Genomic DNA, 21,160 nt, shown 5'->3' with positions numbered 1-21,160 from the left:
TTCAAAACAAATAAAAATGAAAAACAACCAGACATTTAAAAGTGCAATTTCAGGGCTATCTTTTGCTGAAAACGAAAAAATCTGTGGCAAATCGATTCATGATCCAATTTTGGGTTTAATTAAAAAGGAATTTCCTGATTTTAATGATGACGATTGTATTGCAGTTAACGAATTAAATGTTTACCGTCAAAAATATATTTCAAACTATCTTTCGACAGAAATCGGGGCACTTACGGCAATGGAGAAAAATGTGATTTCTTCATTAAAAGAAGATAAATCGATTGTTAGCATTGTGGAAGATGAAGAAGAAACACGCAATTTAGGGCAAAGAGTAGCCGATAAAGTCGCCGATTTTGGTGGAAGTTGGACGTTTATTATTTCGTTTGTCGTATTTATTACAATCTGGATTGGTTCGAATGTTTACATTTTTTTAAACAAAGGTTTTGATCCCTATCCTTTTATTCTTCTAAATTTGATTCTTTCCTGTGTTGCGGCTTTGCAAGCGCCAGTGATTATGATGAGTCAAAATCGTCAAGAAGAAAAAGACCGAAACCGTGCTAAAAAAGATTATATGATTAATCTAAAATCAGAATTAGAAATTAGAATGATTCACGATAAAATTGATCATTTGATTATGCACCAGCAACAAGAATTAATCGAAATTCAGAAAGTTCAAATTGAAATGATGAACGATATTTTGAATCAGATAAAGAGATAAGTTGTTTGAAATTGCTTCGCCTGTTCGCTATCGCTCGAGTCCAATTTTTTAAATCCCAAATTCCAAAAAAGAGCGAAACGATTTTTTAGAAAATCTAAAATCTAAAAATAAAAGTGTTTGAAGTAATAACCTCCAAGCATAAAAAAGAGATTTATAATTGCCATTCTCCAAATTAATTTCTTGTAATTTTTGGATTTGTCTAAATAATGAAATGCTATAAAAGTGAAGAGTAAAAGACAAGAATATATGGCTGGATACATTTTGAAAGCGGCTAAAAACTGCCCCTGAAAAAGTAAGAATAAAGACCTCTGAAAACCACAGCCCAGACACTCGAAACCAAAGATGGTTTTGAATAAACATGGGATCATGTATTTCTCTAAAGTCATGATAATTCTTTTTGCAATTTTACTAAAAAAATATGACAAACGTTTGAAGTAGAATAGAAGTGATATTTGAAAGTTTTATACTTTTGACTTTTTAAACTTTAAAATTAATGAAGGCTTTTAAAATTATAATAATGATTCTTGCGATTTCGGTTGCGTTTTATGAGCAGGTTTCAGAAGAAAAAAATATATACATCATGATTATTGCAATTGTAGTTTTCATGTTTGGGATGATGCAGTTGAGCGCTAAAACACCAAGTAAAAATAACGATAAAGAAGAGTAGGATGCTGGCAAAAGGAGATAAGGTTTCGGTTCTTGACGAAGCCATAAACGGAACAGTTGTTTCGGTCAAAAACAATGAAGTTTTAATAGAAACTACAGATGGATTTATGATGACATTTTTTGTCAATGAATTGCTTAAGGTTCAAGATGCCAGTAATTTAATGAATTCTATTAAAAGATTTGATTTAGATGAAATTTCAAAAGAAAAAACGGGACCAAAACCGAGAAGTTTTGTCAAAGAAAAGAAAGATAAACGCGATGTTGGAGTTCCAGAATTCGATTTACACATCGAAAAATTGGTTCCAAATAAAAGAGGGATGTCTAATTTTGATATTTTGACTTTGCAAACCGAAACGGCGAAAAGACACATTGAATTTGCGATCAGAAACCGTATTCCGAAAATCGTTTTTATTCACGGTGTTGGCGAAGGAATTTTAAAAGCGGAATTAGATTTTTTGCTAGGCCGATATGACGGAATAGATTTTCAGGATGCCAATTATCAAAAATATGGTCTTGGTGCAACAGAAGTTTATTTTAGACAAAACAATAAATAAACAAAATAAACTTGCTTTAAAATGTTCTTTTTTGAGCATAAAAAAACGTCTGTTTTTCGATCTGATTTAGTGTTAAAATCAGCTTAGAAAAACAGACGTTTTTTGTAAGAATTAATTGTTGTTCTATTATTTGTCTTTTTTAATTTACAGTTCTTTCAATAGCACCTAAAGTAAAACGGCTTCCTAGTTTAAAAGTACTATTGTCTCTTTGTAAAATTACATTTTTAAGTACGATGGTGTGGGTATAAGTTTTTGCAGTAAGAGTAGTAGAAACTTCGATAATACCAGACACACTAGCCACCCCAAGTTGCCCTGTCCAAGTTTGATCAACTACAGGAGTTGCGGTTGGAGTACAGATGTAAGATTCGGAAAAAGAACCAGTACCCGTTTTTACTGTTTTATAAAAAACCTTATTCTTAGTTTCTTCAATCAATCTAGTTCTTGGTTGATTTGCTGGAGTTACTACATTTTCAAATAATTCAGGATCGACATCTTCAATTGATAGATAGAATGAATTATTGTAATTGTATATTTTCTTAAAATTTCCACATTCATAAATCGTTCCGTTTGGATTAGTTCTAAATGTAAAATCGGCAGGAGTTACTGTGGTTTGGAAAGATCCAAATACATACTTCGCCTGAGTCTGATCTCCAGATGGTTTTGCAAATGTTATATTTTGAAATACAATACTGTGACTGTAGCCGGTTATTCTGGTACCATCATCTGTTGTATTTGTTTTATCTATCTGTGTAGATTCGATATGTATAACACCGTCTTTTCCAAGCCATTCTTGTGTTACTTTAGGAGTGCTTGGAGGAATAATACCACAGATATTAGTTGTAGCAACTGTTCCGTCATAAGCTCTGTATACCACTCGATACTGTCCGTTTCCTTTCGAGTCAATTACGTAGTCATATTTTTTATTGTCGTTAATAATTGAACCAGAAGGCATTTGCAGTAAAAGAGCTTCCTGATCTTTTAATTTGTAGATTAAAGTGTTTGTCGTATCACAGGCCTGAGAGGTTGTAACACTTTCAAAGTCTATTGTGTCTACGGTTAAATCTCCGTCATCACATCCATTCAGAAACAGGATAAATAATATAATAAAAGCGTATTTTTTCATTGTAAAAATTTATTTGGGTCAAAAATAGTGAAAAAAATGGCAAATGATATTGAACATTTGACAATTGATATTTGTTAACTTTGCAGTAATGAAAAAAGTATATCTAGATAATGCCTCAACAACAGCAATGCGTCCTGAAGTAATTCAGGAAATGACTAAAGTAATGCTGGAGGATTTTGGTAATCCGTCGTCAACACATAGTTTTGGACGGAATAGTAAAACGATAATAGAACTTTCAAGAAAGAGTATTGCCAAACACTTAAATTGTACTGCTCAGGAGATTATTTTTACATCGGGAGGTACAGAAGCCGATAACTGGATTCTGCGATCTGCAGTGGAAGATTTGAAAGTAGAACGAATTATTACTTCTAAAATTGAACATCATGCAGTTTTGCATACAGTTTGGGCACTTCAAGAAGAATATAAAATCCAAGTTGATTATGTAAATGTGAATTCGGACGGAAGTCTTGATTTGACACATTTATCAAATTTATTGGCTGAAGAAAAAAAGACATTAGTAAGTTTGATGCATGTAAATAACGAAACCGGAACAATTTTAGATCTGGATCGTGTTGGACTTATTTGCAAGCAATATAACGCCTTGTTTCATTCAGATACGGTTCAGTCTATCGGAAAAACAGAAATTGATCTACAAAAGACTCCTGTTGACTTTATTCTGGCGAGTGCGCATAAATTTCACGGACCAAAAGGAATTGGTTTTGCTTTTGTTAGAAAAAATTCAGGAATACAACCATTGCTTTTTGGTGGAGAACAAGAAAAAGGACTTCGTGCAGGAACCGAAGCAGTTCATCAAATTGCGGGAATGGCTAAAGCTTTGACTATTTCTTATGAAAATCTGAATGAGGAAAGAGCTTATATTTCTAACGTAAAAAATTATCTTATTGAACAGTTAGAAATTCATTTTCCTGATTTTAGAATTAACGGAAAGAAAGAAGATTTCTATAATATAATTAATATTATTTTACCTTTTTCATCAGATAAAACATCCATGTTGTTGTTTAGTTTAGATATGAAAGGAATTGCAGTTTCAAGAGGAAGTGCTTGTCAATCGGGAAGTATTAAGCCTTCACATGTTTTGAACGAAATGCTTTCTGAAGCCGATTTAAAACTTCCTAATCTTAGAATTTCGTTTAGCCATTATAATACCAAAGAAGATATCGATTGGCTTATTGAGAGTTTGAAAACAATTTAAGTTGCTAAGATTCTGAGAAGTTAAGATGCTAAGTTTTCAGAGTTTAAATTTAATCTAAAATCTAAACTCTGAAATCTAAAATTATTTACGAATCACTTTTACTTGTGAATCATTAGTCAATTTAATAATCGTAGAAGATTTTCCGTTAATCTTGTCTTGATTCAATTTAACAACATAATCAACACCATTTACGATTTCTGGACTAATGTCTTTAAAGGCAATCGGAGTAGGCTGTCCAGAAATATTAGCCGAAGTTGAAACTAAAGGTTTTTTCATTCTTTCCATTAATTTGTAACAAAAAGGCTCTTTTACTAATCGAACTCCCAGAGATTTGTCTGCTGCAATAATATTTGGTGCAACGTTTCTAGGATCATCTAAAATTAAAGTTGTTGGCTTGTCTGATAAATCCCAAATTTGCCAAGCAACTTCAGGAATGTTTTTAAAAACATTATACATCATTTTTTCACCATTCATCAAAACAATCATACTTTGAGTTTCTGCACGTTGTTTTAATTTATAGATTTTAGCAACAGCTTCTGCATTTGTAGCATCACAACCAATTCCCCAAACCGTGTCGGTAGGATAAAGAATGATACCTCCTTCTTTAATGACTTCGTAAGCGTTGATAACCTCCTGATTGATATTTTCCATGAAAAAAACTTTAATTTCGACAAAGATAATAATCAAACTCCGAAAGATTTAATGTTTTTTAATTATTCATTTCTTTGCTTAGAATTATTTGAGTCTGTTTTAATGAGTTTTCAAGGAAAAAAGTTTAATTACTAAAAAATGTAAATTTAATTTACAATAAACAAGGTTTTGTAATTTATAAGATTATTTTTGCGGTTAAAGTTAGAATATCAGGAAAAATGAACTGTAATTGACAATCATTTTTTTATGTCAATTGTATTTCGGAAAACAGAATTAATTTTTAAAATGCCACATGAATAAAAAAATAGCGAAAGTAATCATTCCTGTTTACAAGGAATATTTTGGAGAACTTGAAGAAAAATCATTTTTGCAATGTTGCAAAATCTTAAAAGATTATGAAATTGTAATTGTACATCCGGAAGGTTTAAACTGTTCTTATCTTTCAGACCAATTTGAAAATCTAACTTTCAAAAGTTTCGCTAAACATTATTTTGCCACCATAAATGGTTATAATGAATTGTTATTGTCACCCGTTTTTTATGAAAGCTTTTTAGATTCTGAGTATATTTTAATTTATCAGTTGGATGCCTTTGTTTTTAGAGATGATCTATTAAAATGGTGTCAAAAAGGATACGATTACATCGGAGCGCCTTGGATCGCTACCTCTACCGATTCTTTTGGAATGAATATTTTTAATAAAGTAGCGAGATTGTTTCGATCTAAAAAGAAAAATGAACGTGAGCAAACATTCTTTAAAGTTGGAAACGGTGGTTTTTCATTGCGTAAAGTTGCTTCGCATTATGCTATTACAAAAAATCAGCAAGACTTTATTACAGAAACTTTAAATGCAAAAGAAAAGAAAATATACGCTATAGAAGATGTTTTCTGGTCTCTGAAAGCAATTGATTTTGATCCTAATTTTAAAATTCCCGATTATAAAGAAGCAGTTTATTTTGCAATGGACAGAAAACCTAATCTGGCGATGAAATTAACAAACAACGAGCTTCCGTTTGGTTGTCATGCAATTAATAAACCGAAAGTAATCCATTTTTGGAAACCTATAATTGATCAGTATTAAGATATGCTTTTGTAAAAAGTATAATAATTTCTTTTCATGATATCGAGGTCGTGATTTTCTTTAACTAATTTAAAGGAGTTTGCTTTTAGATTTTCTTGTAGGGCAGAATCTTCTAAGATTGTTATTACCCTTTCAGATAAGGTTTCGGAATCTTTAAAAGATGCCAGAAATCCTGTTTCCCAATCTGTAATAACTTCAGGTATTCCGCCTGCTTTGGTTGATACAACAGGGATTTTTGAAGCAAAAGCTTCATAGATAGTCAAAGGGAGCCCTTCTGTGATTGAAGTGGATAAAAACACATCAAATTCAGGTAGTAAATCGATTGTGTTTCTAAAACCAGTAAAAAAAAGATCATTTTCTAACCCATTTGTGATGGTATAATTAATCAAATCTTTCTTTAATGGCCCATCACCAATTACAATGAATTTTATTGGGTAGGATTTCTTGTTTTTAGCTTTGATTTTTTTAGCACTGTCAATAAAAGTATAGATGTCTTTTTGATTGGTAAGACCAGAAATATTACCAATTATTTTTGTATCGTCGGAAAAATTAAATTCCTTGTGTAAAAGATTTTGACTCTTTTTTTGCGCAAATTTTTCAACATCTATGGCATCGTAAATGGTTTCTAATCTGGTTTGATCTGCAATTATTTTATCAAAAATAGCTTCTACAGCTTTTGATACACAAATAATTTTTTGAATTCGTGGATGCGAATATTTGTATCTATTTAGAAATTTATCCTTGATTTTATTATTTCTTTTTCTACTTAATATTAAAGAGATTGATTTATCTAAAAACTTTAAGGCAATCAAAGCAGCATTTAAGGCAGATGAGTCGTGAATATGAAGGATTTTTATGGATTCGGTTTTGCAAATTTTGATAATTGATTGCGCTAAATTGAATAGTTTTAATCGATTTTTTTTATAAGTAAAAAAATTTGCATTATCATTTTTACAAATTGAAGCAAGAATCGAATCTTCTGGACATAAGATGTATTGTTTAATATCAGCTTCCTTACTAAGGAGTTTGTAAACGGTGTACATTTGAGCATCGCCACCTCTTAATTCAGTTATTGATGTAACGTTTAATATTTTCATTTCTAAAATTTAACTTTTACAAAAATATAAGAAAAATACTATATATATAATTAAATCAATGTTTTTATTATTGTATCGAAGCATTTAGTTATTTTTGAACTTTAAAAAACCACAGATATTTATTATGCCATTAAAAATCAGCGAAAAATTTAAACAGGACCAGAATTATATAGCGCAAATTATAAGTGATTTTAATTCTTCAGGTGAACTTTTTGGAAATGGAGATCGTAATAAAATTAAATTGTTTGATTTGAATGGAAAAACCATTAACATCAAATCATTCAAGATTCCGAATATCGTAAACAAGGTTGCTTACAAATATTTTAGAAAGTCAAAAGCAAGACGTTCTTTTGAGTACGCTACAATTTTACTTGAAAAAGGCATTGGAACACCAGAACCAATTGCATTCCTTGAAAATTTCAATTTTATTGGTTTAAGAGATAGTTACTATGTAAGCGAGCATTTAGTAACGGAATTAACATATAGAGAATTAGTCGAAATTCCAGGCTATCCAGATCATGATAACATTCTGAGACAGTTTAGTAAGTTTTGCTTTGATCTTCATGAAAAAGGTATTGAATTTTTAGATCATTCACCGGGAAATACGCTGATAAAGAAAATGGATAATGATCAATATGCATTCTTTTTGGTTGATTTAAATCGAATGAATTTTCATGATGACATGAATTTTGAGCAAAGAATGAACAATTTCAGTCGTTTAACGCCTAAAAAAGAAATGGTTGCTGTAATGAGTAACGAATATTCGAAATACTACAAGGGTAAAAGTGAAGCTGAAATTTTTGAAAAAATGTGGCAGGCAACAGTAGATTTTCAGGAAAGTTTTGCAAAAAAGAAAAGGCTGAAGAAAAAACTAAAATTCTGGAAAAAATCTTAAAAATCAGGTTTAACAGGTTTGTTGTTGCAGTGTTTTGATTTTTTTTAGTTCCTGAAAACGAACTGCAACACTCAAAGCATTTAGATAACAAATTATCAAACCGGCTCTACCATCAAGAAATCCAAAACGAATTAAATATTGATTTATAAATTGATAAACCGGACGAATATAAAAATGAAAGAAATTCGGATTTGTGTTTTTGGCCAATTCTTCCTGCGCTTTTAATTTTCCGTAAAAAATCATTTTTTGTTTATAGTCAGCAAAAGAAGAATAAGAAAAATGAATCAACTTGTTTCGTAGTTTTCCGGTTTCTCCGTCTATAATCAGTTTTTCATGAACGATTTTTTCATGATTGTAAAAAGCATTTTCTTTTTTGAATAATCGAATAATCTTATCAGTTTGCCAGCCGCTAAAACGCAATCTTTTAGTGTTAAACATAAAAGTGCGGTACATGAAATAAGCAGCAATATTATTGTTTTGATTGATTACGAGCTCGATTTCTTTTTCAAGTTCAGAAGTCAATCGTTCGTCGGCGTCTATAAAAAGAATCCAAGGATTTGAAGCCAAGCTTAAGGCAAAATTGCGCTGTGTGGCAAAGTTTTCAAAAACGTGCTGTACAGCTCTAACATTTTCAAAAGAAGAGGCAATCTCAAATGTCTGGTCAGAACTAAAAGAATCTACAACGATAATTTCGTCTGCAAATGAAAGATTTTCCAAAACAGAACGAATGTTTTGCTCTTCATTGTGCGTAATGATCAAGGCCGTTAAAAGCTGTTTTTCTGAAGAAACCATTGAGACTTAATTAAAAACCGTTTTGATCTAAGAATGATTTGATTTTATCTTCAAAAAACTCAGGTAGGAATTTTTCATACAAATCCAGAGATTCTTTTTTTAGCATTTTTTCTGTTTTGTTTTCAAACAAAGCCGGACGATAATCTTTTAGGTGTACAGAAAGATGATGAATTCCGTCTTCAAATGTAGCCCAGATTTTCTTTTCAATCCATGGAGAAAAAATGATAAAAGAAGGTTTTTCTAATGCTTTTGCCATATTTATTGCACCACCATCATTCCCGATAATAGCATCGCATTGATTTACTAAACCAATAAACGACCTTAAATCACCTCCTAATAAATCAAAGTAAATTTTATTTTGAGTAGATGGTTTACAAGCATTAAAAACCGTTTTGGCTTCTTCTAATTGTTTTGGGAAATAATTAAAAAGGATATTTACATCAGCATTGTCTGCAACATAATCAACCACTTTTGACATAAATTCTAAAGGGTAGGTTTTAAGTTTTTCGCTTCCCAAAAGGCTGATCATGATTGTTTTTCGGTCTTTTCTAACTTGATGTTTTTCAAATAAAGCTATAGCATCTTGATTTTCTTTTTCAGAAACAAACAATTTAGGAATAGGATCAATTGCTGTTTTAAGATGCAGTGGTTCTAGTAACGAAAGTCTTCTTTCAATTGCTAATCCTAAATTAGTTTTAGGAAAAGGTTCAAACGGAACATTATCAGTATATAAAAAGGTTCTTCCTGGTTTTTTGTATGAAATTTTTCTTTTGGCATTACTTAATAAAACCAAAATCCAGCTTTCTAATTTTGAATAAGCATCAATTAGTAAGTCGTAATTTTCTTTTCGAAGTTGCAGTCCTAATTTTAGAAGTTCTTTTTTGCTTTTTCTATGTTTTTCTTCAAACAAAATGATATTATCTATACTTGAATTTACTTCCAAAACTGGTGTTGTTGAAGCATAAACCAGATAATCAATTTGTGCGTCTGGATAAGCAGTTCTAAGATTATTGCAAATAATACTGCTGACTAGAACATCTCCGATCATTTTTTGTTGAATGACAAGTATCTTCATCTAAAATAGTGTTGTGTTAACGGACTACAAATTGAAGCAAAAAAAATCCAAATTCCAATATCATAATCAATTGGAATTTGGATTTTTAATATTTAGCTTTTAAACCTTATACAGCAACGTCGTATTCGCGAAGCGCATTGTTTAATGAAGTTTTTAAGTCTGTAGATGGTTTACGAGTACCAATGATTAATGCACAAGGAACCTGATATTCTCCGGCAGCGAATTTTTTAGTATAGCTTCCAGGAATAACTACTGAACGAGCAGGAACGAAACCTTTCATTTCAACTGGTTCATCACCTGTAACGTCAATAATTTTAGTAGATGCTGTTAAACATACGTTTGCTCCAAGAACGGCTTCTTTACCAACGTGAACACCTTCAACAACGATACAACGAGATCCGATGAAAGCACCATCTTCAATAATAACAGGAGCAGCTTGTAATGGCTCAAGAACACCACCAATACCAACACCACCACTTAAGTGAACATTTTTACCAATTTGTGCACAGCTTCCAACAGTTGCCCATGTGTCAACCATAGTTCCTTCGTCAACATAAGCACCAATATTTACATAACTTGGCATTAAGATAACACCGCTTGAGATATAAGCACCGTAACGAGCAACAGCATTTGGTACCACACGAATTCCTTTTGCAGCATAATCTCTTTTAAGTAACATTTTATCGTGATATTCGAAAATACCAGATTCCCATGTTTCCATTTTTTGAATTGGGAAATACATTACAACCGCTTTCTTAACCCATTCGTTTACTTGCCATTTGTCACCAACTGGTTCAGCAACACGTAGTTTTCCTGCGTCTACCAATTCGATTACTTCTCTAATGGCATCTGTTGTTGTAGTTTCTTGTAGTAAAGCTCTGTTTTCCCAAGCTTGTTCAATTATAGTCTGTAAAGAATTCATATGTTTAAATTTTTGGCAAAGATAAGGTATTTGAAGAAATGCAAAAAAGCAAAACGACTTGAAAATGTTACAGGTTTAACTTTTTGTTTCTTATTTGTAAAATAGCAAAAATCATGAATAAGCTAATTTTTGCTTTAATTATCTCTATAAGTTTTTTTTATGTCAAAATATGACAAAAGTCAGATTTTCTATTTTTTCTTCTCTCTAATTTCGCATCATTGAAAAACATTCCATTCAATACATTAATCATATAAGCAGTAAAATATGAATCAAGAAAATCAACTTCAGAACAGAGTCATCATTGACAAAGAGGTAACTTGGGATAAAACGCAGGTTATTATGAGTAAAACAAATGCATTTGGCATTATCGAATATGCCAACGAGGTTTTTGTTGATGTTTGTGGTTATGAAGATTACGAATTAATGGGGCAGCCGCATAATATTATACGTCACCCTGATATGCCAAAAGTTATTTTTAAAGTGCTTTGGGAAAATTTAAAACAGGGAAAAAACTTTCATGCTGTTGTCAAAAATCTGGCAAAATCTGGAAGATACTATTGGGTAATTACCGATTTTGAAATTGCACGTGACGAAAATGATGTCATTGTGAATTATTTCGCAAGAAGACAATCTGTTCCTCAAGAAGTAATTGCAATGCATATTGAACCTTTGTACAAAAAGCTTTTGCAAATCGAAGCGGCAAGCGGAGTTGAATTTAGTGAAAAGTACTTAATCGGATTTTTGGAAGAAAAGAAGAGAAGTTACGTTGAATATATTAAGGAGTTGATTTTCGAACATGAAAAAGCACAATCTAAATTTGCTAATTATGTTGAAGAAGAGGATGGAGAAGAGGAAGAGCACAGAGGCTTTTTTGGTCGATTGTTCGGAAGATAAATTTGAGTTATTTTTTAGGTTTGAATATTTGGATAGAATCCGTCTTGAATTTTTTCGGGGCGGATTTTTTTAATTTACGACTAATTGATTGTCTATTACTCTATTGTTAAAGGACTGAATGTAGGCTTTCAGGAAACGTTCTAGTTCTTTTGTTTTCGGCTTATCAATATCCATTAAGTTAGTTTTTAAATGGAGATCTTTTTTCCAATTATAAAGTCCAATGGTTTGGTTGTTACTATAAGCAAGATAGTAATCGTCTATAATGCAATGATATGTTCCTTGAAGGTAATAAACTACGAAGTTTTCTTTTGAAGTGTAGCTTTTTCCAAAACTAACAATGTTGGCTTTTACATTTAAGTAATCCAAAATGCTTGGCATGATATCAATTTGCTGGAAGTTTTTTTCGTCAGTAACATTGAATTCTTGATTTGAAGGATCTAAAAAAAGTATTGGAATTCTAAATTTTCCAATATTTGTTTTGTCTATATCTCTGGTTCCGCTTGAAGAAGTGTGGTCTGCCGTTATGACAAAAAGAGTGTTTTTATACCAATTTTCTTTTTGTATTGTTTTGAAAAACTTGCGTAGAGAATAATCAGTGTAAGCTATACTTTCCTGAATTTCCGTGTTTCCTTTTGGGAATTTTCCTTTATACTTTTCAGGGATTATATAAGGGTTATGAGAAGATATAGTAAATAAAGTACTAAAGAATGGTTGTTTGAATGCGGTTAACTTAGAAGCAAAAAAATGTAAAAACTCTTCATCAAAAACGCCCCATTTCTCATCAAATGCTGGAGTTCCGAAATATTCATCTTTTCCGTAATATTCATCAAAACCGGCAACTCTACAGTATTGGTCAAAATTTTGGCTTCCGTTAAAAGCACCATGAAAAAAGGAAGTATTGTAACCTTCTTCTTTTAGTATCTGCGGAAGACTTTTTGTTTTATTTAGTGCATATCCTGAAGTGATAAATGAGTTATTCATTAAGCTGGGAATACTAGATATTGTTGATGGAACTGCATCAATAGAGACTTTTCCATTGGCAAAGGCATTTTTAAAATAATGCGATTTGGTAATTAATGAATCCAAAAAAGGAGTTTGACCACATTGAATGTTTTCGTTGCCAAAACTCTCTAAAATAATGATGACCACATTTTTTTTGTTGCAATGTGCTTTAGGATTTAGTGATAAGACAGGATTAAAGATTGAGTTTAATTCTGTTTCATTATAATAATTGACTTTTTCTAGTTCTTTTTTCTTAAAGGCAGTTTTTAGAATGGTAAAAGGTGTATTGAGTACCAAAGCCGAGGTGTTTAAGTTCCCATATTTCATTCCGTCGACAATTTTAATGGGCTTCTTTTGTATTCCTCCACGAATCATTAAAAGAATTACAAAAATTGAAATAACAATAAGAACAATCTTTTGTAGGTAATCTTTTTGGGATAATCTTTTGATTTTTATTGTGCGGTTTACTTTTGGAAGTAGCTTCCATAAAATAAAACCTGTTACTAAAAAGAGAAATGCGATATACCAGAATTCTGTTAAAAAAGAAGGAATGAGTCTTATAGCGTCATGCTCCATTCCGTTTGCTGTAATCATTGAAAAAGTGCTTCTTCGACCAGTAAAACGATAATAAATAATGTCAATGAAGTTGGTTGCGATAAAAGTAAGATTCACAATATAAAATAGCAAAAGTACAATCTTCTGATGCCTAATATTGTATTTGAAATTACCAGGAATAAGATGTGCAATTAAAAAAGGGATATTAATATAGGAAACCGCAGCAATGTCAAAAAGCAAACCACCTGCAAATACTGTTGTGCTTAAATTGCTAAATGATTCACTATTGACAAAATAAAACAGGATTCTGCAGATTTGATAGACTGCAATAATTAAAATGAATCTTTTTAGAAATAAAATTAAGTTCTTTTTGTAATTACTCACTTATGCGACTGATAGATTGAATTCGGGTGAATTTTCTGCGCAAAAATATTTTTTGGATATATCTTTAAATGGAGATAAAAGTTTTTTTTATACCAGTAAAAGACATTTGTTTTGTATTAAAATCCAATAGAAGCATTAAAATTTTTACTTTTGTTAAAAATTAAATTATGCCAAGAATTCTCTCTATAGATTACGGACAAAAACGTACAGGAATAGCAGTTACAGACGAAATGCAGATTATTGCTTCAGGTTTAACTACAATTCCAACACATACTTTAATTGATTTTTTAAAAGATTATTTTGTCAAAGAAAAGGTAGAAGCAGTTTTAATTGGTGAACCAAAACAGATGAACGGGCAGCCTTCAGAAAGTGCTTCTGTAATTAATGGTTTTGCAACCCATTTTTCGAATGTTTTTCCGGAAATGAAAGTGATCAGAGTTGATGAGCGTTTTACTTCAAAAATGGCATTCCAAACCATGATCGACAGTGGGTTAAATAAAAAGCAGCGTCAGAATAAAGGTTTGATAGACGAAATTTCGGCTACAATTATGCTTCAAGATTATCTTTCTTCAAAAAAATAACACTGTTCGACGTATTTTTTGTTTATAATTTAATGGTTTTTAGAAAATCCTAACTTTTATCCTGTAAAAATTAGTTTTTTTTTGCAATTAAAAAAGTACCTTTGCACTTTAAATAAAAATACTGTTATGCCTGACGAAACCATACGTTCAAATAGTGATGTAGTACTCATTGGCGCTGGAATAATGAGTGCCACTCTTGGAGTAATTTTGAAAGAATTACAACCAGATATAAAAATTGAAATTTACGAAAGATTAGATGTTGCCGCAGCAGAAAGCTCCGATGCTTGGAACAATGCCGGAACTGGACACTCTGCTTTTTGTGAATTAAATTATACTCCAGAAAAGGCAGACGGCAGTATAGATCCTAAAAAAGCAATAAGTATTGCAGAATCATTTGAGATTTCTCGACAGTTTTGGTCTTACTTAGTGCAGGAAAATAAAGTTCCTTCTCCAGATAATTTTATTAAAAGCGTTCCTCATATGAGTTTTGTGTGGGGTGATAAAAACGTTGATTATTTAAAAAAGAGATTTGAAATTCTTCAAAGCAATCCAATCTTTGCAGAAATGACTTTCAGTACTGATTTTGATCAGTTGCAAAAATGGATGCCATTAGTGATGGAAGGTCGTAATGCTGACGAAAAACTGGCAGCAACACATATGGAAATTGGTACCGATGTAAATTTTGGTGCTTTAACCAGAAGTATGTTCAATTACTTAGAGAAATTAGATGGCGTTAATTTGTATTTTAACCATGAAGTTAAAAAACTAAGACAACGTGAAGATAAATCTTGGAGAATAAAAATTACAGATTTGTCTACTGGACAAAAACGTAAAGCCTATACTAAATTTGTATTTATTGGTGCTGGTGGAGGTTCTTTACCTTTATTAGAAAAAGCAAACGTACCAGAAGGAAATGGTTACGGAGGTTTTCCAGTAAGTGGACAATGGTTAAAATGTACAAACCCTGAAATTATTGCAAAACACGCAGCAAAAGTTTACGGAAAAGCAAGTGTTGGAGCTCCTCCAATGTCTGTTCCTCATATAGATACTCGTGTAATTGATGGAGAAAAAGCACTTCTTTTTGGTCCATTTGCAGGGTTTTCAACTCGTTTCTTAAAAAACGGTTCTTACCTTGATTTGCCAATGTCAATTAAGGCTAATAACTTAATTCCGATGTTAGCTGCTGGATACCACAATATTCCTTTGACAAAATATTTAATTGAGCAGGTTCGTCAGTCTCCAAAAGACAGAATGAAAGCTTTACGTGAATATTTGCCAAGTGCACGTTCTAAAGACTGGAAATTAGAAAAAGCGGGGCAACGTGTTCAGGTTATTAAAAAAGATGAAAAAGAGGGTGGAGTTTTAGAATTTGGAACAGAAGTGATCAATACTCATGATGGAACTTTGGCTGTTTTATTAGGTGCTTCTCCAGGAGCTTCTACAGCTGTTGGAATTATGGTTGATTTGATTGGTAGATGTTTTGCAAATCAAATTAAAACGCCAGAATGGGAAGCAAAATTAAAAACAATGATTCCTTCTTATGGTCAAACTTTAAATGATAAACCAGAGCTTTTAGCAGAGCTTAGAAAACATACAGCGGAAGTTTTAAAGATTAAATAAACTTCTTGTCAATATAAAAAAACAAATCCAGATGAATTAATCTGGATTTGTTGCTTTTAGGTCGGTTGTGTTTTTAAGTATTTTTTCGGCAAGGTTACTCATCCAAATTAATTGCTCGATAACCATTGACGCTTCCTGCATTTTTGCCTGACGTGTCTCTTTGTCTAAATCATCGTCTGCAGCAAGTCTGGAAAAGTTTTTTCGTTTTAATTCTTCAAATTGCAGGGTTACATCTTCTTTTTCAAAAAAAGTATCTGTGAGAATGGTTTCATTTCTTAAAACGGCAATAGAATGGTCTAAATTGGCTAAAATCGTTTTAATGATATAATTAAAAGATTCTGATGCAGACGTAGTCTGATGCGACTGTATATAAGTTGAAAGTGACGCTAAAGCCGATAATAAAGAATGATTTAATACGACTAATTTATTAACCAATGGCATTGTTTTTTGCTTCGATTTTGGTTCCTGCATCATGCGCTGGAAAGAAGTCATCAAATTACCAATTTCTACAAAAGCATTTTTTCTGGCTAATCTATAAGAAGTCGGAACTTCTCCTTTTTGATTATAAAAATCAGCAATTTCTTTTAAATATGTTCTGTTGGCACGAATTGAATTTTCAATATGAATGGGTGTATTGATAAATTCCCAAGCCGGCCACAAGAATTGATTGGCAATAAACGCTAAAACTGCTCCAGCAAGTGAATCTAATATTCTGTACTGAATCACTTCATTGATATCGGGAGTTAGAATTCCGTAAATAAAAACAACATACATCGTAACAAAAGTTGCGCTGATTTTGTAATTGATTTGTGTAAACGAAATTCCTACTAGCATACAGATTATAGAAAAAATACTGAGAGCTACGTGGTTTTGAATAATAGATACGATTCCGAAAGCAAGAATTCCTCCTAAGACAGTTCCGAACATTCTGTTGTAAGAGCGCTCTTTTGTTAAACCATAACCAGGTCGCATGATTACAACGATGGTTAACAGAATCCAATAGACGTTTTGAAAAGGTAGAATCTGACCAAGGAAAAATCCAATCAAAATCGTAATGGTTAATCGTATCGAATGCCTGAAAATGGATGAAGAATAACTTAGATTCTCGATTAAAGTTCGCAACGGATAATATTGCGGCGTTAAGAACTTCTCCAGTTCTTTGTCTTTGTCCTTTAATTTATAGGATTGCATTGCCAAAGAAAGTGCACGCTGAATGGTTTTTATTTTTCCAACCTGATTTTTAGCATATTTCAGCATATTGGTCAACATCAGGACGCCTTCGGCAGCTTCTTCTTTTCCTAATGTTTTTTCATAATCAAAAATAGCAAATTCCAGAGCGTCCAATTCGTTTTTTAAATCCTGTTTGTCTACATAAACGCTGATATGACGTACATTTTTTGAAAGTTTCTTAAGAGTTGAAGCTAGTTTGTAAGCCACATTTTGATAGGTTCGTAAAACATTTGGATGTTTGGCAAATTTTTCGTGAAGTTTACTATGGTCAAAAGAAGTATAAAGTGCTAATTCCTGAATTTCAACCAAAGTGATAAAAACCAAAAGCATTTTTCGGTTCTGGCTTGTAATTCCTGAGGAGTTCTGATTTCCGATTAATGATTTTCTTAAATCTTCGTGTATCAGATTCAGATCAACCTGAATGGCAAGTTGTTTTTCAATAATGGCTTTTCTATTGGCTTCGGGACTCCATAAATCTCCTCTTAGTTTTAAATACTTGGCAGTAAGTTTAATGCCTTCAGTAATTTGTAATTCTACATATTTATAAGGTTGTACAAAATGAAAGATCAGAGATACGATTAAGTAGAGAATTCCTCCAACAAAAATAAAACCTGAATATTGAAAAGCTTCCCATCCTTCGTGTAAATGTCCAAAAGAAAGAGAAATAGATAATAAAGCCGAAAAAGAAATTAAAGTTGCTCTTTGTCCGTAAACCGAAATCATGGAACATAAAAACAACAGAAAACCTAAAAAGATATAAAAAAGAAAAGGATAGGGATAAACAAGATTTACTAAAAGATTTACTCCCGAAACGATAAAAGAAGCCGCGATTAATCCTTTAATCTTATGACTAAGAGAACTCGGAATATCACTCGGATAAGTATAAAAAGCACCTAAAGCAATAGTGAATCCAATTTCAAAATGACCTAAAAAATTTAAAACCAAAACAGGAACAACAGCGGCAATAGTTACTTTTGAGGCGTTGAAAAAAGAGGTGCTGTTGGTAAATTTTGAAATTTTGTCAATCATAAAGTAAAGTTTACAATCAAAGATAAGAATTGTAGCAGTGATTTTGGCATAATTATAGCTGAGATTTTTGGCATCGGGGAAATAAAATAGTATTCGAATTATTCATTGACTATTTTTTACTATTTTTGCCAGCTGAAATATCAGAACTTTAATTCTGTTTTTGCAGCACATAAAAACAAAAATAAAAACAAATGATTTTACCAATTGTAGGATACGGTGATCCTGTTTTAAGAAAAGTAGGGCAGGACGTTACGCCAGAATATCCAAACCTAAAAGAAACGATCGCAAATATGTACGAGACTATGTATAATGCGTACGGAGTTGGACTTGCCGCACCGCAGGTTGGACTACCAATTCGTTTGTTTGTTATTGATACAACACCTTTTAGTGATGATGAAGACTTGCCTTCAGATGAACAAAAAGATTTGAAAGGTTTTAAAAAGACTTTCATTAATGCTAAGATTGTAAAAGAAGAAGGAGAAGAGTGGGGTTTTAATGAAGGATGTTTGAGTATTCCAGATGTGCGTGAAGATGTTTACAGAAAACCAACGGTTACAATCGAGTATTGTGAAGAGGATTTTGTAATGAAAACAGAAGTATTCGACGGATTGATAGCGAGAGTTATTCAGCACGAGTACGATCATATTGAGGGAATTTTATTTACAGATAAAATTTCGTCTCTTAAAAAACGATTGATCCAAAAGAAACTGAAAAATATTACTGAAGGAAAAACGTTTCAGGAGTATAGAATGAAGTTTTTTGCAGCAAAAAAGGGAAGATAAAATTTCTAATGATTTAGAAACAAAAAATAAAGCAAATTCTTAATACTAATTTTAATAAAAATGAATTTAACGAAAATTTTAGCCATTTCAGGAAAACCAGGTTTATACGAATTAAAAGTACAAACTCGTACAGGTTTTGTGGCAGAATCATTAATTGATGGGAAGAAGATTACTGTAAATCTAAAAAGCAATGTAAGTTTATTGTCTGAAATTTCGATTTACACTTATGAAGGTGAAAAACCATTAACTGAAGTAATGCAGCAAATTGCCGTTAAAGAAAACAAAGGTCAGGCTATTTCTCATAAAGAAGACAATGCTACTTTAGCAGCTTATTTCAAACAAATTCTTCCAGATTATGATGAAGAAAGAGTTTATCCATCTGATATTAAAAAAGTATTAAACTGGTACAACACACTTCAAGCAAAAGGTTTAGTTACTGATTTAGCTCCTGCTGTTGAAGAACCAAAAGAAGAAGCTCCAGTTGTTGCTGAAAAACCTAAAAAAGCTCCAGCTGCAAAAAAAGCAAAAGCTAAAAAAGAAGAAGAATAAAAACATTTCTTTTTAAATATATAATATCCTGTTAAGATGTTTTCTTGACAGGATTTTTTAATTTTACAGGATCGAGTTTAAATTTAAAGAACTTTAAAATGAATAGAGAAAACCAGTTAAAAGCATTTGAAAGATTATTAAATATCATGGATGAACTTCGTGAACAATGTCCGTGGGATAAAAAACAAACCCTACAGACCTTGAGACATTTAACAATCGAAGAAACGTATGAATTGGGTGATGCTATTCTGGATAACGATTTAAATGAAGTTAAAAAAGAAGTGGGAGATTTGCTTTTGCATATCGTTTTTTATGCTAAAATAGGAAGCGAGACTAACGATTTTGATATTGCCGATGTTTGTAATGAAATCTGTGAAAAACTAATTCACCGTCATCCTCATATTTATGGAGATGTAAAAGTGGAAAACGAAGAGGAAGTCAAACAAAACTGGGAAAAACTAAAACTGAAAGAAGGTAAAAAGTCTGTTTTAGAAGGCGTTCCGAGAAGTCTTCCTGCATTAGTTAAAGCAAGCAGAATTCAGGATAAAGTAAAAGGCGTAGGTTTTGACTGGGAAGAACCTCATCAAGTTTGGGATAAAGTACAAGAAGAATTACAAGAATTACAAGACGAAGTACAATCTGGAAATCAGGACAAAATCGAAGATGAATTCGGAGATGTTTTGTTTTCTATGATTAACTACGCGAGATTTTTAAATGTAAATCCAGAAGATGCTTTAGAAAGAACCAATAAAAAATTCATTAAACGCTTTCAATACCTTGAAAGTAAAGCAAACGAATTGGGTAAACCGTTAATGGATATGACACTTACAGAAATGGATGTTTTCTGGAACGAGGCTAAAAAACTCTAGTTATCGGCTAATTTCTTTAAAGCTCGAACGTCTTTAAGCATAATTTTTTTACCAACTAATTCGATTAATCCTAATTTATTAAAATCAGATAATAAACGGATACAGCTTTCTGTTGCAGTACCAATAATTCCGGCAAGTTCTTCTCTGGTTAGTTGAACTTTAAGCGTTTTGTCGGTATCTTCTCCAAAAGCTTCATGCAATTGAAGTAGAGTTTCTGCTAGTCTTTGTTTAACCGTTTTCTGAACCAAAGCAATCTTTTCATTTTCAGACTCTTTCAAATCTTCGCAAACAGACTGCATCATGTTTAATGAAAACTGATTGTTGGTGTTAAAGAAATTAATGATTTCTGTTTTAGGAATAAAACAAACTTCCATGTCTGCAATAGCCTTTGCTGTTAAGTTTGCAGGCTCGTTGCTAATCATAGAACGTTGTCCGAGAAGTTCTCCAGATTTTACCAGTTTTACGATCTGGTCTTTTCCGTTTGCACTCAATTTTGAAAGTTTACCAACACCATCTTTTACACAAAAAACACCATTGGTTACTTCGCCTTCTTCAAAAATGGCTTCACCTTTTTTAATTTTGTAAGTGGTTTTGCTGCTGGCTAATTTTATAACTTCTTCTTTGTTAAGGGCTTTTAATGAGCTTAGCTGGCGTACAATGCATTGATCACATTTATTCATGACAATAGTTGTTTGGTGCAAAATTAAGCATATTTAAGACTTTTCGGCATTATTAGATGGTAAAATTATTATAAATAAGAATTTACATTAATTTGACAGTTTAAATTTTATTAAATTTAGAACTCAATTTCAATAGAACATGACAATTATCATCTTAATAATTGTGCTTTAATTGGAAATTTGCGACAAATAAAAACAAGT

At 31.8% G+C, this 21,160-nt stretch carries 22 protein-coding genes; 12 read left to right on the top strand and 10 right to left on the bottom strand.

Annotated elements, in window-relative coordinates:
* Positions 1 to 16 precede the first annotated feature (16 nt).
* Positions 17 to 718 (top strand): DUF1003 domain-containing protein, encoded by a 702-nt coding sequence (locus NQQ59_RS05155; RefSeq protein ID WP_144214526.1) that lies wholly within the window; start codon positions 17 to 19, stop codon positions 716 to 718.
* 101 nt (positions 719 to 819) lie between these two features.
* Here the strand turns inward: NQQ59_RS05155 and NQQ59_RS05150 are convergent, their stop codons facing one another.
* On the bottom strand, positions 820 to 1,086 hold the full coding sequence (locus NQQ59_RS05150) for a DUF2752 domain-containing protein (RefSeq protein ID WP_257698169.1): 267 nt from the start codon (positions 1,084 to 1,086) through the stop codon (positions 820 to 822).
* Between the two features lie 149 nt (positions 1,087 to 1,235).
* On the opposite strand from NQQ59_RS05150, the gene NQQ59_RS05145 reads away from it, so the two are divergent.
* Together NQQ59_RS05145 and NQQ59_RS05140 are read left to right on the top strand one after the other, a co-directional pair.
* Positions 1,236 to 1,385, top strand: coding sequence for a hypothetical protein (locus NQQ59_RS05145; protein WP_186296678.1), 150 nt, complete (start codon positions 1,236 to 1,238; stop codon positions 1,383 to 1,385).
* A 1-nt stretch (position 1,386) separates the two neighbouring features.
* Positions 1,387 to 1,938: a Smr/MutS family protein gene (locus NQQ59_RS05140; protein ID WP_144214522.1), complete on the top strand. Its 552-nt coding sequence runs from the start codon at positions 1,387 to 1,389 to the stop codon at positions 1,936 to 1,938.
* A gap of 139 nt (positions 1,939 to 2,077) precedes the next feature.
* Here NQQ59_RS05140 and NQQ59_RS05135 read toward each other — a convergent pair whose 3' ends face one another.
* On the bottom strand, positions 2,078 to 3,061 hold the full coding sequence (locus NQQ59_RS05135; protein WP_144214520.1) for a hypothetical protein: 984 nt from the start codon (positions 3,059 to 3,061) through the stop codon (positions 2,078 to 2,080).
* An 88-nt stretch (positions 3,062 to 3,149) separates the two neighbouring features.
* On the opposite strand from NQQ59_RS05135, the gene NQQ59_RS05130 reads away from it, so the two are divergent.
* A complete protein-coding gene (locus tag NQQ59_RS05130; protein WP_144214518.1) occupies positions 3,150 to 4,274 on the top strand; it encodes a cysteine desulfurase family protein in 1,125 nt (374 codons plus the stop codon).
* Between the two features lie 81 nt (positions 4,275 to 4,355).
* Here NQQ59_RS05130 and NQQ59_RS05125 read toward each other — a convergent pair whose 3' ends face one another.
* Positions 4,356 to 4,925, bottom strand: coding sequence for an L-threonylcarbamoyladenylate synthase (locus tag NQQ59_RS05125; protein WP_144214516.1), 570 nt, complete (start codon positions 4,923 to 4,925; stop codon positions 4,356 to 4,358).
* A gap of 292 nt (positions 4,926 to 5,217) precedes the next feature.
* On the opposite strand from NQQ59_RS05125, the gene NQQ59_RS05120 reads away from it, so the two are divergent.
* Positions 5,218 to 6,003 (top strand): DUF5672 family protein, encoded by a 786-nt coding sequence (locus NQQ59_RS05120; RefSeq protein WP_144214514.1) that lies wholly within the window; start codon positions 5,218 to 5,220, stop codon positions 6,001 to 6,003.
* Here NQQ59_RS05120 and NQQ59_RS05115 read toward each other — a convergent pair.
* A complete protein-coding gene (locus NQQ59_RS05115; protein ID WP_144214512.1) occupies positions 6,000 to 7,100 on the bottom strand; it encodes a glycosyltransferase family 4 protein in 1,101 nt (366 codons plus the stop codon). The two genes, NQQ59_RS05120 and NQQ59_RS05115, sit on opposite strands and share 4 nt — an antisense overlap.
* Before the next feature lie 124 nt (positions 7,101 to 7,224).
* On the opposite strand from NQQ59_RS05115, the gene NQQ59_RS05110 reads away from it, so the two are divergent.
* Entirely contained in the window at positions 7,225 to 7,995 is a 771-nt protein-coding gene (locus NQQ59_RS05110; protein ID WP_144214510.1) for a Kdo domain containing protein, read from the top strand.
* Positions 7,996 to 8,004: 9 nt separating this feature from the next.
* Here NQQ59_RS05110 and NQQ59_RS05105 read toward each other — a convergent pair whose 3' ends face one another.
* From NQQ59_RS05105 to NQQ59_RS05095, 3 genes are all read right to left on the bottom strand, one after another.
* Complete coding sequence (locus tag NQQ59_RS05105) at positions 8,005 to 8,787, bottom strand: glycosyltransferase family 2 protein (RefSeq protein WP_144214508.1); 783 nt, start codon at positions 8,785 to 8,787, stop codon at positions 8,005 to 8,007.
* Between the two features lie 10 nt (positions 8,788 to 8,797).
* A complete protein-coding gene (locus NQQ59_RS05100; protein ID WP_144214506.1) occupies positions 8,798 to 9,862 on the bottom strand; it encodes a glycosyltransferase family 9 protein in 1,065 nt (354 codons plus the stop codon).
* Between the two features lie 106 nt (positions 9,863 to 9,968).
* A complete protein-coding gene (locus NQQ59_RS05095) occupies positions 9,969 to 10,784 on the bottom strand; it encodes a 2,3,4,5-tetrahydropyridine-2,6-dicarboxylate N-succinyltransferase (protein WP_091491210.1) in 816 nt (271 codons plus the stop codon).
* A gap of 264 nt (positions 10,785 to 11,048) precedes the next feature.
* Between NQQ59_RS05095 and NQQ59_RS05090 the strand changes: the two genes are divergently transcribed.
* The gene (locus tag NQQ59_RS05090; protein ID WP_144214504.1) at positions 11,049 to 11,678 is read left to right on the top strand and encodes a PAS domain-containing protein; all 630 of its coding nucleotides are present in this window, start codon (positions 11,049 to 11,051) and stop codon (positions 11,676 to 11,678) included.
* 69 nt (positions 11,679 to 11,747) lie between these two features.
* Here NQQ59_RS05090 and NQQ59_RS05085 read toward each other — a convergent pair whose 3' ends face one another.
* On the bottom strand, positions 11,748 to 13,619 hold the full coding sequence (locus NQQ59_RS05085; RefSeq protein ID WP_144214502.1) for an LTA synthase family protein: 1,872 nt from the start codon (positions 13,617 to 13,619) through the stop codon (positions 11,748 to 11,750).
* A gap of 167 nt (positions 13,620 to 13,786) precedes the next feature.
* On the opposite strand from NQQ59_RS05085, the gene ruvX reads away from it, so the two are divergent.
* Together ruvX and NQQ59_RS05075 are read left to right on the top strand one after the other, a co-directional pair.
* On the top strand, positions 13,787 to 14,200 hold the full coding sequence (gene ruvX / locus NQQ59_RS05080; protein WP_144214500.1) for a Holliday junction resolvase RuvX: 414 nt from the start codon (positions 13,787 to 13,789) through the stop codon (positions 14,198 to 14,200).
* A gap of 126 nt (positions 14,201 to 14,326) precedes the next feature.
* Positions 14,327 to 15,820, top strand: coding sequence for a malate:quinone oxidoreductase (locus tag NQQ59_RS05075; RefSeq protein WP_144214498.1), 1,494 nt, complete (start codon positions 14,327 to 14,329; stop codon positions 15,818 to 15,820).
* A 36-nt stretch (positions 15,821 to 15,856) separates the two neighbouring features.
* Here the strand turns inward: NQQ59_RS05075 and NQQ59_RS05070 are convergent, their stop codons facing one another.
* Positions 15,857 to 18,079 carry an FUSC family protein gene (locus NQQ59_RS05070; protein WP_144214497.1) on the bottom strand — a complete coding sequence of 741 codons (2,223 nt, stop codon included), beginning with the start codon at positions 18,077 to 18,079 and terminating at the stop codon, positions 15,857 to 15,859.
* 191 nt (positions 18,080 to 18,270) lie between these two features.
* On the opposite strand from NQQ59_RS05070, the gene def reads away from it, so the two are divergent.
* The 3 genes from def (at position 18,271) to mazG (ending at position 20,279) form a co-directional block, all read left to right on the top strand.
* Positions 18,271 to 18,861 (top strand): peptide deformylase, encoded by a 591-nt coding sequence (gene def, locus NQQ59_RS05065; RefSeq protein WP_144214495.1) that lies wholly within the window; start codon positions 18,271 to 18,273, stop codon positions 18,859 to 18,861.
* Positions 18,862 to 18,921: 60 nt separating this feature from the next.
* A complete protein-coding gene (locus NQQ59_RS05060; RefSeq protein ID WP_144214493.1) occupies positions 18,922 to 19,410 on the top strand; it encodes a DUF5606 family protein in 489 nt (162 codons plus the stop codon).
* 98 nt (positions 19,411 to 19,508) lie between these two features.
* Positions 19,509 to 20,279, top strand: coding sequence for a nucleoside triphosphate pyrophosphohydrolase (gene mazG / locus NQQ59_RS05055; RefSeq protein WP_144214491.1), 771 nt, complete (start codon positions 19,509 to 19,511; stop codon positions 20,277 to 20,279).
* On the opposite strand, the gene NQQ59_RS05050 is transcribed toward mazG, so the two are convergent.
* Positions 20,276 to 20,959 (bottom strand): Crp/Fnr family transcriptional regulator, encoded by a 684-nt coding sequence (locus tag NQQ59_RS05050; RefSeq protein WP_144214489.1) that lies wholly within the window; start codon positions 20,957 to 20,959, stop codon positions 20,276 to 20,278. The genes mazG and NQQ59_RS05050 overlap by 4 nt on opposite strands.
* Positions 20,960 to 21,160: the final 201 nt, after the last annotated feature.

Source organism: Flavobacterium panacis, assembly GCF_024649945.1.
Taxonomy (GTDB): domain Bacteria; phylum Bacteroidota; class Bacteroidia; order Flavobacteriales; family Flavobacteriaceae; genus Flavobacterium; species Flavobacterium panacis.
This window is presented reverse-complemented; position numbering and strand designations above follow the sequence as displayed.